Origin of the sequence: Micromonospora craterilacus, assembly GCF_003236315.1 — a bacterium.
GTDB lineage: Bacteria > Actinomycetota > Actinomycetes > Mycobacteriales > Micromonosporaceae > Micromonospora > Micromonospora craterilacus.
On record NZ_POTY01000206.1, the window covers coordinates 1 to 13,138 of the forward strand.

The following is a 13,138-nucleotide window of genomic DNA, read 5'->3' on the forward strand; positions in this document are numbered from 1 at the left end:
GGGTTGGGTGTGGGCGGCGTCGGCGACCGCGCGGGCGTGGGAGGCGAGGTCGACCGGTTGGGCGGACACCACGACCTGCGTCGGCGTCGACAGCGAGTTGAGCCATCGGCCGTAGCCGTCGATCAGGGCCGCCTGCTCCCCGGCGGTGCGCAGGGACAGGTTGATGCTGGTGGCCGCGACGATCGCGGCCCGCTCGCCGGCGAGGGTGATCTCACCGTTGTCGGCGATCGCGTCGGCGGGCAGCTTCAGCGGCGCCGGCATCGGAACCCGCGCTGTGGGCGGCTGAATCCAGTCGGGGACCGTGCCGCCGGGCTCAGCGGTCGACAGTGCCTTCGGGGCGCGGGCGTGCCGAATCGCGTGCAGCAGCCACACGTCCATCGGCATGCCGTCCCGGCGGCCGACCACCACCGCGAACACCACGCCCCCGAGCACGATGGCGGCGAAGACGATGACCTGCGGCGCCACGTAGGCGCGCAGGTGGGTCCACGCGCCGTAGAACAGCAGCGCGGCGACCGCCAGAATGGCCAGTTGCCGCCAGGTCAACCCGTAGGCGACCTTGTCCGGGGCGTCGACGTCGGCGGGCATGCGTGCCCGGTCCACCGGGTTGGTGCTGTCGTTGGTGATCATCGGATGGCCCTTCTGGCTAGACCGGGGACGGTGCGGGTGATCTGATTGACGGCGGCGATCCGCACGAACCCGCCCACCACGCTGGTCCCGCCGCCGCGTCCGCCCTGGCCGGCCCACCGGCCGACCAGGCCCGGGATCTTGACGGTCGTCCAGAGCAGGACGATCACGATGAGCAGGTTCACCACGCCCCCGGGATCGCCCGGCAACCCCAGTACCGGGAACATGTGGGTGGGGTCGAGGAGCATCCACTGCCCGGCCGTCAACGTGAACGCCTGCGCGGCGGGTATGGCCAGGCATCCGGCGTAGGCACGCCACCACATGCGGGCGATGCCGTCGAGCGCCGCTATCGCGTGGCAGGCCAGGGGCAGCGGCGCGACCATCGTCAGGATGATCAAGGTGACGATCCGGCCGATGAACTGGACCGCGGTCATCGCGATCAGGACGGTGATGATCAGGATGAGGATGAGGAACAGCAACGGGGCGGTCGGGTCGCGGGCGGCCTCGATGTGCCGGCGAATCGCGGAGAGGACGGTGCGTTGGTGGTAGTGGTCCCTGCTGATCGCGCCCGTCACCGCGTTCGACAAGTTGATCAGTTCTCGGCAGACCAGCTGTGAGAAGTGGGCGGCGACGAACCCGACGACGAGGCGCGGCGCCAGATCCTTGAGCGTGTACTGGGAACGCTCGTCGCCGCCGGAGACCATCACCAGGATTCCGGCGGCGACGAACATCAGGACGAACACGGTGTCGACGATCCAGACCGACCTGCCGGTCAGCGCCTGGACCTGCGGCAGGGCCGTCACCTGCGGGGTGGTGAGAAGGACGCCGGTGATCAGCCCGAAGACCGCGTCGAGGCACACCAGGACCGCCTCGATCAGCCAATTGACGATCGCGTCGAGGAACGTCCCGGTGACGGGCGTGAACACGGTGTCACTGCCCGACGATGACGCGGGCGATGTCCAACAGCACGGGCGCCAGGACGGCCAGGCCGTAGCCGATCATCGCGTTGCGCAATGCGCCCTTGGCCTTGTCGACCTGGCCGGGGTCGCCGCCCGCCGTCGTCCAGTAGACGCCGGCGAGGACCAGGAAGAGCGTGGCGATCCCGCCCAGCAGAAGCATGATCTGCCGCTGCAGGTTCGAGATCACCGTCGGCAGGCTGTTCGCCGCCAGGTGGATGCCGCCCTCGGGTGCGGCGTGAGCCGCAGCCGGAACGACGAGGATCAGCGCCGCGGTCGCCACGGCGAGGACTGCGTGAACGGTGCGGCGCAGGCGGGTGCGTCGCGGGGTCGTGATCGCGCCGATGCGGAGCATGGTGGTCACCTCCAGCCCCGCCGGTAGGGCGCCGGTCCGGCGCCCTACCGGCGGGGCAAGATCGCAAGGGATGAGGGACCCGCCGTGGGCGCGAGGTGACCAGAGCGCGCCGTTCCCGGGAGGAGCTCGTCCTCCCTTGTGGGTGGTTGCGGTAGTCGATGAGGTGTCAGCGCATCCGATGACGCGGCACCCGGGGCGGCAACGACGGCCACCCCACGCTCGACGGCGGGGCGGGAACCAGAGACGATCCGCACTCGACCGATCCCCCTTGGTCCCACACCCTCCAATCGGCGTTTGTCAGACGTGGCGAACACGTTCCGATCTGACAGCGTTCTGACAAAGACGCCGAGCGTCTGACAAAGCTCTGCTCCTCCCAGTTGACCTGGGCTTTTCTCAGTGCGTCTGCTCCGACCGGCGAGTTGTCTCAGTTCAGGTGCTCCGGCCGGCGGACGGGTGGTTCGTCGAAGCTGAGGCCCGTTTGTCAGATCCGTGAGCGCTGCCGGGGGCCGCCGCCGCGGTCGACGTCGACGACGGCGCCGAGTTTCGTGCTCAAGTTCGTCGGTGTGGCGGCGGGTGTCCCGTGAGCCGCTGGCGCGGTGCGGTAGGGGCGCGATTCGAGGACATCGCGCTGGTGCGGGCGTTCTCGACGTTCAAGGGCCGACGGAACTCCCGGGCCGGGTTGTGGGCATCGACGCCAGGCCCGTGTGCGGGCTACGAACCGCGGCTGGAGCGCGATCACGAGGTGCTGCGGAACGTCGTCCGGCGGCCGGTGGAGCAGGCGCTTGCTGCGGTCTTCGGCTGCGGTCTGGCAGCGGACACCCCGGGCGTGCTTACCGGCGCAGACGCGTGTGGGCCTGGGCGTCATACGCCCAGGCCCACACGCGGATGGTGGGAGCGCGTCAGGCGGCAGCCGGAGCCACCTTCCCTGCGGCCCTGCCGGCGCGGGTGGCCGCGCGGTGTTTGGCCCTCTTTGCCGTCTCCTCCTCCTCCGGAGGAGTCAGGTCTGCGAGGTACCCCTTGGCGAGCGCGTCGGCGAGTTGGGCGTCGGCGCGGGCGAGCCGCATGCGCAGGGTGTCGGTGCTGATGCCGAGGCGAGCGGCGATGGGCTCCGGGGCGCGGTGACCCAGCCGGACCTCGATCCACGGCTGCATGTCCTCCTCGTTGATGATCTTTATGGTGGCGGCACGGAGGACCAGGAGATCGGGGTGGCCGTAGGGCATCTTCGGGGTACGGGAGCCGGGGACGACGTGTTCGATGTCGTCGACCGGCACCGCCTCCTCGCTCTCGACGCGCAGCCGCCGTCCGGCCCGCCACGCGGCCATGGTCAGCGACGCGTACAGCGCGGGTTGGGTCAGATCGACATGATCGCGCAGTGCCTCGAGGAAGCCGGTGAGGACCTCGGCGTCGATGTCGGCGGGTTCGCCCCGGTAGCCGACCGAATGGGATGCCGCTATCCGCACCAGCGCAGGCATCGCCATTCCGACTGCGGCGATTGTCCACTCGCGGCCGTGCAGTCGGGCCCGCAGGATCAGTTCCCGCCACACGGCGTCGCGGCCGGCGAAGTCGTGCCGGCGCTTGAGCAGCCAGTCCCGCAGGACGGGAAGGGGCACGACGCCGGAGGGCAGGCGAACGTCGACGCCGGTGCGGCGGGACAGGCTGTCACAGTCGAGTGTCAGCGGCGCCGGGCCGCGAGTCAGCGCCACGAAGGCCGCGTCGGCGGCAAGGAGGTGAGAGGTGGGCCAGTCCGGGGTGTCGGACGAGGACATGTCAGCACTCCCATGAGCAGACAGACAGGAATCTGGGGATGCCGCCTGCCTTCAGCGGCACCCGCGCTGGCAGTAGGCCACTGGCATCTGGCACGGATCTGACAGTGCAGGCCATGGCCACGCCCGGATGGCCATCACCACCCGTGTCAGATTCGGCCAGTCGGTCCGGCCGACTCTGACACGAACGACTTCTGCACCATGGCCAGCTCTTTCGGTGGCCAGGTCGGGTGGTGACCACCAGCAGGAGCAGGGTCGGCCAACGCTGTGCCACATGGCCAGGTGCCAGCGGCATACCGCTCGGCCGCCGCCTGGGCCACGGCCGCGCGAGCTGGGCCAGCGCGGCCATGAGCTGGCCACATCGGCTCGCACCGCTGCGGCCGACGCGCACCTCGCTCCGCAATCCATGCCGGTGATCGATGAGGCAGTGGCCGCGCACCCTTCCGCCACCGGCGAACGCATGTCGTGCCTCGGCGGCCAGGTCAGCTGGACGACACGAGTCGAAGGCGTCCGAGGTTGTCGCCTTACACGCCGTCGACGGCAGGCCTCCTGGTCACGGCCCATGACGCCCCAACGCCGCGCGTGTTCGTCCTTGTCCCGTTGCGAGGACAAGCACGGGGCTCGACCTGCCGACCAGTACGTCGGTACCGGCCCTGCGCGCCGGGTGAGCAGCTTCGAGACGCCGCGGTGTCGGCTCCGCCTGAATAGTTCAGCCGGCGTTGACACGCGGCCGGTGCGGCGGTGGCCATCCCTGGCCAGTCCGGTTGCTCTTGCCTGTCCCTCATGGCCATTCGCGACGGAGCCGGGCTGTGGCCACAACTACGAGGCTTGCTGTGGCATGGCCGCGTCCGCCACGTGTCCATGCCGGCGACCAGTTCTCGGGATGCGGCCACGGTGGCCGCCCGCGGCCATGGCCAGGTCTCGGAGACCACTGCGGAGCCGGGCCAGACGGGCCACGCCGAGATGGCCTGCCACCCTCGCCGCCGCTGTGCACGCGCCAGCCTTGGCCGCCGAGGTCCTCTGACCCGACCTGCCGCGACCGCCGAAGCACGGCGGGAACGAGAACGCGCGGTCGGGGCCCGCGTCACCGACACCGGTGTGCCTGCGTCCTTGGCGGGCTCCGGCGCGAGCCCGCCCCTGACAGACACGGTGCGTATCTGTCACATCGGTGTCGAGTTCCCGAATCTGACACCACGACGATCCGGCAAATCGGCGCATATGGGGACTGTCAGACGGTCGGAGGCTCCTGTCAGATCGGAACGTGTTCGCCACAGCTGACAAACGCCGATTGGTAGATGTCAGCGCACCAAGGCGCGGCGCGGAGCCGACACCACATGAGCGAGCACTCCATGCCGCAGCCCGCCCACCAGGGCGGCATCCCCCACATCCCTTCGATCGATCTGGTCGCCGGTGATCCTCCGGTGCCGATCTCCGTCTGGCGCACCGCCCGAACCGACGGCGACGCCGGCCTGGGCGTCGGCGCCCGGCTCGCCTACCGGCTCGTGTCCGCCTACAGCCAGCCCGGCGAGGTCGTCGTCGACCTCACCGCCGGTCACCGTCTGGCCGACGCCTGCGCCGCTGGCGGTCGCCGGCACCACCCCGCGTGGTTCACCGACGCCGCCAGCATGATCATCGGCGGGGCCACCCCGCCGGCCGAACCCGACCCCAACGAGGGGGGTGACGACGAGGACGACCTGCCGGATCTGGACACCTGGTTCGGCGACGACCTCACCGACCCCGACCTGCCGCCGTCCGGCGAGCCCGTGGCCGATTTGCCGCCCGGCAGCCCACTGGAGGCGGCGACCAGCCTCGTGGTCGCCACGTGGCCCCTCGACGACAGCGACGCCACCAACCGGGTGCGTCTGGCCTGGCTGCTCACCGCCTGCGCCGGGTTGCTGCGCCCGGGCGGCTGCCTGATCCTCGTGGTCACCGCCCCGACCGGCGCCACGCCGGAAGACTTCACGCCCGTCGTGCAGGCCGCCGCCGGCGTCGGACTGGGCTACCTGCAGCACATCGTCGCGGTCACCGCCGACACCGACGGCGACACGTTCGTCTACCACATCACCGACGAGGAACTGCTCACCCTCGCCCAACAGAACAGCGACCAGCCATGGGCGGTGGCGCACCTACGCGTGCACGCCGACGTCCTGGTGTTCTCCCAGCGACAGGCGCCTGCGCAGGCCGGACGGCGGACGGGCGGTCGCCGTGGCTGAGCACACCTCTTCCTCAACCGGCCCGGACGAGCCTACGCAGAACAGCCATCAGGGCCGCCACCGCAGCTACGAGGGACGGCACCGCCAGTCCACCGACGGCCACCGCGCCCCGGACGGGCCCGACAGCCTGTCGGTCTGGGCCACCGCACAACGCACCGGGCCGGTGCAGCGCCGCGGCCGGTACGTGCCCGAGTCGGTCAAGCATCCGGCGCGGATGCTGCCGGCGATCGCCGCCCACGCCGTACACGCCTACACCCGACCCGGCGACCTCGTCCTGGACCCGATGTGCGGGATCGGCACCACCCTCGTCGAAGCCGTCCACGCCGGCCGTGACGCCATCGGCATCGAGTACGAGCCGCGATGGTCGAACATCGCCGACGCCAACATCCGCCACGCGCACCAGCGCGGCGCTACCGGCCGGGCGTCGGTGGTTCGCGGGGACGCGACCCGGCTGCGGTCCCTGCTGCCAGCCGCCCTGGCCGGGCAGGTCTCCCTCGTGGTCACCTCGCCGCCCTACGGGCCGACGGTGCATGGCCTCGTTCGGCCCGGCGCCGACGGAGTGGCGAAGTTCGACAACGCCTACAACGACGGCAGCGACCGGGGGAACCTCGCCTACCGGGACCTCACCGGCCTCGCCGACGGATTCGAGCAGATCCTGTCGGGCTGCGCCGTGCTGCTGCGCCCCGGCGGCACCGTGGTGGTCACCGCCCGGCCCTGGCGCAAGAACGGTCAACTGGTCGACCTACCCTCCGCGGTGATCGCGGCCGGCCTGCGCGCCGGCCTGGTCCCGACCGAACGCTGTGTCGCGCTCCTGGCCGCCGTCCGCGACGGCCGTCTGGTCGCCAGGCCGTCGTTTTTCCAACTGCAGCAGGTACGCCGCGCCCGGTCCTCCGGCACGCCGATGCATCTGATCACGCACGAAGACGTGCTGATCTTCCAACGGCCACTGAGCTCCGCGAGTTCGGCTGAACCCAAGCGCTCCGACAGCGGGGTGGTCGGATGACCGCACGCTCAGCCAGATACTTGAGCCTCGGCGCCGGGGTGCAGAGTTCCACCCTCCTGCTGCTAGCCGCGCAGGGCCGGATTCCGACGTTCGACGCGGCCATCTTCGCCGACACGGCGTGGGAGCCAGCCGCGGTCTACCGGCATCTGAACCGGCTGACCTCGATCGCGGCGCGGGCTGGCATCGAGGTCGTACGCGTCAACTCCGGCAACATCCGGGCCGACGCGCTCGACCCGGCGCACCGCTTCGCCTCCATGCCGCTGTTCACCTCCGGCCCGCACGGGGAACGCGGAATGGCCAGAAGGCAATGCACGTCCGAATACAAGATCAAACCCATCAAGGCGGAGGTGCGGCGCCGGCTCGGCTACCCCCATCCGCGGCGGCTGCCCGCCGGTGTCGTCGCCGAGATGGCCATCGGCATCTCGGTCGACGAGGTCCACCGGGCCCGCGACGCCGACGTGGGCTACATGCGAAACGTCTTCCCGTTGCTCGACCTGGGCTGGCGGCGCGACGACTGTCTGCGTTACCTGCACCAGCAGGGACTCGGGGACACCCCGCGCTCCTCGTGCGTGGGGTGCCCGTACCACGACGACGGCTTCTGGCTCGCGCTTCGCGAGAACAGTCCGACCGAGTGGGCGGACTCCGTCGCGTTCGACCACGCGATCCGCAACGGCTCCGCGCGGGCCAACGCGGGCGGGCAGCCGCTGCGCGGGCAGTTCTTCCTGCACCGGCAGCGAGTGCCACTCGACGAGGTCGTGCTGCGCCCACGCCCGCAACCGGTGGACACGCCGGGGTGCGGGCCGTGGACCTGCCCGCACGACGCGTCAACAGCAGCGGACGCGGGTCGCGGGGAGGTGGCGTGAGCATTGCGCACACCGTCCCGCGGATCGGATCGGTCTGCACCGGCTACGGAGGCCTCGACCTGGCCGTCGAGCTGGTGCTCGGCGGCCAGCTCGCCTGGTACGCCGAAACCGACCGACACGCCGCCACCGTCCTCACCCACCACTGGCCCGGTATCCCCAACCTCGGCGACATCCGCACCGTCGACTGGACGACGGTCGCACCTGTCCACATCCTCACGGCCGGATTCCCCTGTCAGGACATCAGCAACGCCGGCAAGAGGGTCGGCATCACCGGCGAACACTCCAGCCTCTGGACACACGTCGCCAGAGCCGTTCGCGACCTTCGACCCCGGCTCGTGTTCGTGGAGAACGTCGCCGCGCTCCTCCGGCGAGGGCTCGACGTCGTCCACGCCGACCTGGCCGCGCTCGGGTACGACACGAGCTGGTTATGCCTACGCGCATCCGACATCGGCGCCGCCCATCGACGTGACCGGCTGTTCCTGCTGGCCACTCCCACCGAACGAGGGGGTGCGGACGTTGCCGACTCCCTGCGCCCGTGACGGCAAAGGCCCCGGCCACCAGTACGGATTGCCCGATGTCGTCGAACCGGGAGGTACCCGCCACAACCTGCTGCCCACACCCACCGCACAGCCGTACGGGTCGAACCAGTCCCCTTCGGCGGGGGCGGCACGCCGGCCGAGCCTGGCCGGCATCGCCGGGCAACTCCTCCCCACTCCGACCGCCGGAGGCGGCACCGGCTACATGAGCGGCACCCACCGCGACACCTGGCGACCATCGCTCGAATCAGCCGTCCACGGCTACCGACCTCACCACGGCGGGAAACCCCCGAAACCTCAGGCCCCACCGCCGTCGGCGGCGGCCGGCGGCCACTCGGCGGAAGATGTCCCCGGCCCGCTGCTGCCGACCCCACGCGCCAGCGACACCGGCACCTCGGGGCGGCGGGCCGGCGCCGGGTTTCGCCCGCCGCTGTCGCAGGTGCTGCTGCCCACCCCCCGAGCCACCGACGGAACGAAGGGTTGCCCGGGACAGCGCGGCTCGCACGGGGACCTGACCCTGCCGTCGGCGGCGGTGCGGGTGCCCGGGCGTACCCTGCCCACCCCACGCGCGTCCGACGCGCGTGGTCCCGGACGGCACGGCGACGGTGGCGCCGACCTGCGCACCACCGTCGCCGACCTCGCCAGCGACCTGGGACACCTCGACGAGCGGCGGTGGGGCGTCTACGCCGCCGCCGTCGCCCGCTGGGAGCTGCTCCTCGGCCGGCCCGCACCGGAGCCCACACAGGTCGGCACGCACGGCAAGCCGGTCCTCGCGCCACCGTTCGTCGAGTGGCTCATGGGCCTGAACAGCGGTCACGTAACCGACCCCACGCTCGGGTTGCCGCGCACCGCCGCGTTACGGGTGCTCGGCAACGGCGTCGTCCCACAACAAGCCGCTGCCGCGCTGCGGCTGCTGCTGTGCCCGCACCGGTGGGAGGTGCCGGCATGAGCGACCAGATGTCAGGCGACCCACTGTCCGGCTACGAGTACCACCGGTCTGGTCCGGTCACCCTGTATCTCGGCGACGCCGTCCAGGTGATGTCCGTGATGCCGGACGCCAGCGTCGACTGCATCGTCACCAGCCCGCCGTTCTGGGGGCTGCGCGACTACGGCACCGGCGCCTGGGCTGGCGGTGATCCCGACTGTCCGCACCGGACCGGGCGCGTTCGCCGCGTCAACGGCATCACCTGCCCCGCCTGCCGGGCCCGATGGATCGACCCGCAGTACGGGCTGGAAGCAACCCTGGACGACTACCTCGACCACCTCGTCGCGGTCTTCGACCAGGCCAGACGGATCCTCACACCGACCGGCACCTGCTGGGTGAACCTCGGCGACTGCTACAGCAGCGCCTCCGGCGGAGCGCCCACGGCCGGCCGCCCACAGCCCGGCGGGCTCCGACCACCACGGCCACGGGCGCAAGACACCCTCCCACCGAAGAACCTGGTCGGGGTGCCCTGGCGGGTCGCCCTCGCCCTGCAGTCACGCAGGTGGTGGCTTCGCAACGCGATCGTCTGGTCGAAACCCAACGCGATGCCCGAGTCCGTGCGTGACCGCCTATCCGCCACCTACGAACTGTTGTTTCTCCTTACCAAGTCCCATTCCTACTACTTCAACCTGGACCCGATCCGGGTACCGCTGTCCCGGCCGGAGGCCGCTGACGGCACCCGGGTCATCGGCGGCTCACGCAAGGGCCACAGCGGCGGAGTCGGCGCCACCGCCCGTCGCCGGGGCGCCACCACCTACGGCGCCGGCAAGTACAGCGGCGACGACGTCGGCGTCGAGCCGCGGGCGGGACGAGGCAACCTCGTTCCGCTCGGTCATGCCCATACCGCCTCCCACCCGAGAGGACGCAATCCGGGGGACGTGTGGCGGATTGCGACGCGCCCCTACCGCGGGTCACACGTGGCGCCGTTTCCCGTCGATCTGCCTCTGCGAGCCATCGCGGCCGGCTGTCCGCCCGGTGGTGTGGTCCTGGACCCGTTTTCCGGCGCCGGGACCACCGGGGTCGCCGCGCTCCAGCTCGGCCGTCGCTACGTGGGTGTCGACATCGGGGCCTCGTTTCACGACCAGGCGCTGAGTCGGCTCCGTCCGCACCTGCCCGACACGTCGAGCGAGGAGGGCGGGTGAGCCTACGGACCGTGCCCGTCACCCTCGCGCAGGCGTGCGCTTTCGTGCAGGACTGGCACCGGCACCACCGGCCGCCGCGCGGACACAAGTTCAGTATCGGGGCCGCCGACCAGGACGGCGTCCTGGTCGGCGTCGCCGTCGTGGGGCGTCCCATCGCCCGGATGCTCGACGACGGCATGACCTTGGAGGTGACCAGGGTCGCCACCGACGGCACCCGCAACGCGAGCTCGCTGCTGTACGCCGCGGCGTGGCAGGCCGCCCGAGCACTCGGCTACCGGCGCCTGGTCACCTACACCCAGGACGGCGAGTCCGGAGCCAGCCTGCGGGCGGCCGGATGGCGCATCGTCGCCACCCGCCCGCCAGCACCAGGCTGGTCCCGACCGAGCCGGCCTCGCACCGATCACGGCACCGCGCACATCGGCCGCCAGCGGTGGCACGCCCCGAGCTAGGCCGCCCCTTTCCCAACCATCCCCGACTCCTTGACCACCCCTGACCGGGGGCGGCGGCACATCCGTGGCCGCCGTCCCCGGCCCACTCTCATGCAAAGGAAAGTGCCATGTCTGGCATCCATGACCACAACTCGGCTACGGCCCCGACAGCTACCCAGCCTGCCCGAAAGGGTCGACGCGCCCGCACGCACCGGTCCTTCCCGGTATCGATTGTGCGACCGGCGACGGCTCGCGTGCCGGCTTTGAACGCCGGTCAACGGGAGCGGTGCCAGGACGCCAATCGGCTCGGTAGCGAGCTGACCAAAGCTGCTCAGCGAGGCCGTCAGTGTCTGTACACCGTGATCGCTATCGACGCCTCGCTAAACCAGTTCCCAAAAGCAAAGGCCGTCATCGCTGAGGCGCCATCGATAGCCGCCGCGCCGCCGCCCGCCAGTCTGCGGGTGGGTCGGAACCTACGCGGCAAACCCATCGCGGTAGTGCTGCACGGCGATCGCTGGAGCCTGGTCGTGCAACCCGGCGCCGTACACCCGACGAGTTGGGCGTTTCTTGACGGCTACGGGGCGGCACTCGAGCTGTCCCACGCCGTCTTCTGCTTCGACGACGACCCAAGCCCACTCGGTATGGCCTGGACCGACATGATCGCCCAGGTCTTGACGCTGACTACCTGAACCACACCATGGGGCCACGGCGTGGCCGGACACCCCCTGCTGTCCCTGGTAGGCCGTCCCTCGGTGCATGCGATGGCAGGCAGAAGTAGAGGGCTCGCAGAGCCATCGCAGCATGTCACCACTACCTCGGCCCCACTGAAGCAGGACAGCCATCATCCACGACGCCGCCCAGCACCTTGTTGGCGCGCGATCGTGCCGCCGGGCAGCCGTTCGTCACAGCTGCTCGACGTCCTTTACGACCCATGTCAGGAGTAATCACCGTGACCAGCCACAACACCGACCCTCGCGAAGATTCCCACACGACCGCCAACGGTGGGGACGTATGGACCGAGGAACGCATCCGCGCTCTCGGCGCGATCACCGATCTGCCCACCGCCGGCCGCATCTTCGGCCTCGGCCGTGCCCTGTCCTACGAACTCGCCCGCACCGGCGACTTCCCCGTTCCCGTCATCCGCGCCAGCACCCGCTACAAGGTGCCCGTCGCAGGCATCCTCACCTCCCTCGGCCTACAACCGTCCCGCAGCGACTTGACGCCGGGCGACATGCGAAGCGTCGATCACCACCACGAAATCCGCAGCATCGACCCGCCCCACAGCGGCGGCGACGGAAAGAAGGAACCGTGACCCGCGCCCGCAGCCCCGAAGGGGCCCTCACCAAACGCTGCACCTGCACCGACCCCGACACCGGCAAGAGGCTCGGCGGCCGGTGCCCGAAGCTACGCCGCCCCGGCGGCGGCTCCTGGCATCCCACCCACGGCGTGTGGGGCTACCAACTGGAACTGCCGATCCGGCCCACGCAGCCCCGCCGGCAACTACGCCGCTCCGGGTTCGATGACCGCGACGCCGCCACCGCCGAACTGCGCCACGCCCGCGCGCTGCTCGACCTCGCCGCCGGCGACCCCCACCTCGCCATCGAGGTCGGGGACCTGCTGCACGCCTGCCGGCCCGGCACCCCGCTGCCCGACCGCGACGCGATCGCCGCCCGCATCCGCGCTGGCGTGCCCGCCTCCGTGCCCACCACCACCGGCGAATACCTCACCACCTGGCTGGAGGGACGGCGTGGGCTGGCGGAGAAAACCCTGCGCGGCTACTCCGACCACATCCGCCAGTACCTGATACCCCACCTCGGGAAGATCCCCATCCAGAACCTGCGCACCAGCCACATCGAGGCCATGTTCACCGCGATCGGCCGCCAGCAGGACACCATCCGCGCCGCACGCGCCAGCACCGACCCCGAGATACGGGCGAAGGTCAAGGGCGTGCGGCCGATGGAAGCGGCCAGCATCCAACGGCTCTACGCCACCCTGCGCAAGGCACTCAACGACGCCGTCATCCGGGCCAAGCTGATCCCCACCAACCCCGCCCTCGGCATCGAACTACCCACCGCGCGTCGCCCGAAGGCACGGGTATGGACCGCCAAAGCGGTCGAGCACTGGCAGGCCACCGGGAAACGACCTAGTACGGCAGCCGCCGTTTGGGATCATGGCTGGAGTTCGAGGTTGAGGCGTCGGGTGTAGTGGGCTTGGCGGGCTCGGGCTTGATGGCGGCGGCGCCAGTCTGACCAGCGGAGGCGGTGGGTGAG

At 70.9% G+C, this 13,138-nt stretch carries 14 protein-coding genes; 10 read left to right on the plus strand and 4 right to left on the minus strand.

Annotated features, from left to right (window positions below; genetic code table 11):
- The 4 genes from C1I95_RS25645 to C1I95_RS25660 form a co-directional block, all read right to left on the minus strand.
- A partial coding sequence (locus C1I95_RS25645) for a PrgI family protein (RefSeq protein WP_233513882.1) occupies nucleotides 1-627 on the minus strand: 627 nt, incomplete at its 3' end.
- Complete coding sequence (locus C1I95_RS25650) at nucleotides 624-1,550, minus strand: TrbL/VirB6 family protein (RefSeq protein WP_111217459.1); 927 nt, start codon at nucleotides 1,548-1,550, stop codon at nucleotides 624-626. The genes C1I95_RS25650 and C1I95_RS25645, both read right to left, overlap by 4 nt.
- A 4-nt stretch (nucleotides 1,551-1,554) precedes the next feature.
- The gene (locus tag C1I95_RS25655) at nucleotides 1,555-1,935 is read right to left on the minus strand and encodes a pilin (protein WP_438941337.1); all 381 of its coding nucleotides are present in this window, start codon (nucleotides 1,933-1,935) and stop codon (nucleotides 1,555-1,557) included.
- Between the two features lie 899 nt (nucleotides 1,936-2,834).
- Nucleotides 2,835-3,701 carry a hypothetical protein gene (locus C1I95_RS25660; protein ID WP_111217461.1) on the minus strand — a complete coding sequence of 289 codons (867 nt, stop codon included), beginning with the start codon at nucleotides 3,699-3,701 and terminating at the stop codon, nucleotides 2,835-2,837.
- A gap of 1,331 nt (nucleotides 3,702-5,032) precedes the next feature.
- On the opposite strand from C1I95_RS25660, the gene C1I95_RS25665 reads away from it, so the two are divergent.
- From C1I95_RS25665 to C1I95_RS25710, 10 genes are all read left to right on the plus strand, one after another.
- A complete protein-coding gene (locus tag C1I95_RS25665; RefSeq protein WP_111217463.1) occupies nucleotides 5,033-5,911 on the plus strand; it encodes a hypothetical protein in 879 nt (292 codons plus the stop codon).
- On the plus strand, nucleotides 5,904-6,914 hold the full coding sequence (locus C1I95_RS25670; RefSeq protein WP_111217465.1) for a TRM11 family SAM-dependent methyltransferase: 1,011 nt from the start codon (nucleotides 5,904-5,906) through the stop codon (nucleotides 6,912-6,914). Before C1I95_RS25665 ends, C1I95_RS25670 begins: the two co-directional genes overlap by 8 nt.
- Nucleotides 6,911-7,777 (plus strand): hypothetical protein, encoded by an 867-nt coding sequence (locus tag C1I95_RS25675; RefSeq protein WP_111217467.1) that lies wholly within the window; start codon nucleotides 6,911-6,913, stop codon nucleotides 7,775-7,777. The genes C1I95_RS25670 and C1I95_RS25675 overlap by 4 nt, the downstream gene beginning before the upstream one ends.
- The gene (locus C1I95_RS25680) at nucleotides 7,774-8,316 is read left to right on the plus strand and encodes a DNA cytosine methyltransferase (protein WP_111217469.1); all 543 of its coding nucleotides are present in this window, start codon (nucleotides 7,774-7,776) and stop codon (nucleotides 8,314-8,316) included. The genes C1I95_RS25675 and C1I95_RS25680 overlap by 4 nt, the downstream gene beginning before the upstream one ends.
- A 28-nt stretch (nucleotides 8,317-8,344) precedes the next feature.
- Nucleotides 8,345-9,262 (plus strand): hypothetical protein, encoded by a 918-nt coding sequence (locus C1I95_RS25685; RefSeq protein WP_233513884.1) that lies wholly within the window; start codon nucleotides 8,345-8,347, stop codon nucleotides 9,260-9,262.
- Complete coding sequence (locus tag C1I95_RS25690; RefSeq protein WP_199523910.1) at nucleotides 9,259-10,440, plus strand: DNA-methyltransferase; 1,182 nt, start codon at nucleotides 9,259-9,261, stop codon at nucleotides 10,438-10,440. The genes C1I95_RS25685 and C1I95_RS25690 overlap by 4 nt, the downstream gene beginning before the upstream one ends.
- Entirely contained in the window at nucleotides 10,437-10,889 is a 453-nt protein-coding gene (locus C1I95_RS25695) for an XF1762 family protein (RefSeq protein ID WP_111217471.1), read from the plus strand. The genes C1I95_RS25690 and C1I95_RS25695 overlap by 4 nt, the downstream gene beginning before the upstream one ends.
- 338 nt (nucleotides 10,890-11,227) lie before the next feature.
- A complete protein-coding gene (locus tag C1I95_RS34895) occupies nucleotides 11,228-11,557 on the plus strand; it encodes a hypothetical protein (protein WP_146605840.1) in 330 nt (109 codons plus the stop codon).
- A 260-nt stretch (nucleotides 11,558-11,817) separates the two neighbouring features.
- The gene (locus C1I95_RS25705; protein ID WP_233513886.1) at nucleotides 11,818-12,180 is read left to right on the plus strand and encodes a hypothetical protein; all 363 of its coding nucleotides are present in this window, start codon (nucleotides 11,818-11,820) and stop codon (nucleotides 12,178-12,180) included.
- Nucleotides 12,177-13,073, plus strand: a complete 897-nt coding sequence (locus tag C1I95_RS25710) for a tyrosine-type recombinase/integrase (protein ID WP_233513885.1) — start codon at nucleotides 12,177-12,179, stop codon at nucleotides 13,071-13,073. Before C1I95_RS25705 ends, C1I95_RS25710 begins: the two co-directional genes overlap by 4 nt.
- Nucleotides 13,074-13,138: the final 65 nt, after the last annotated feature.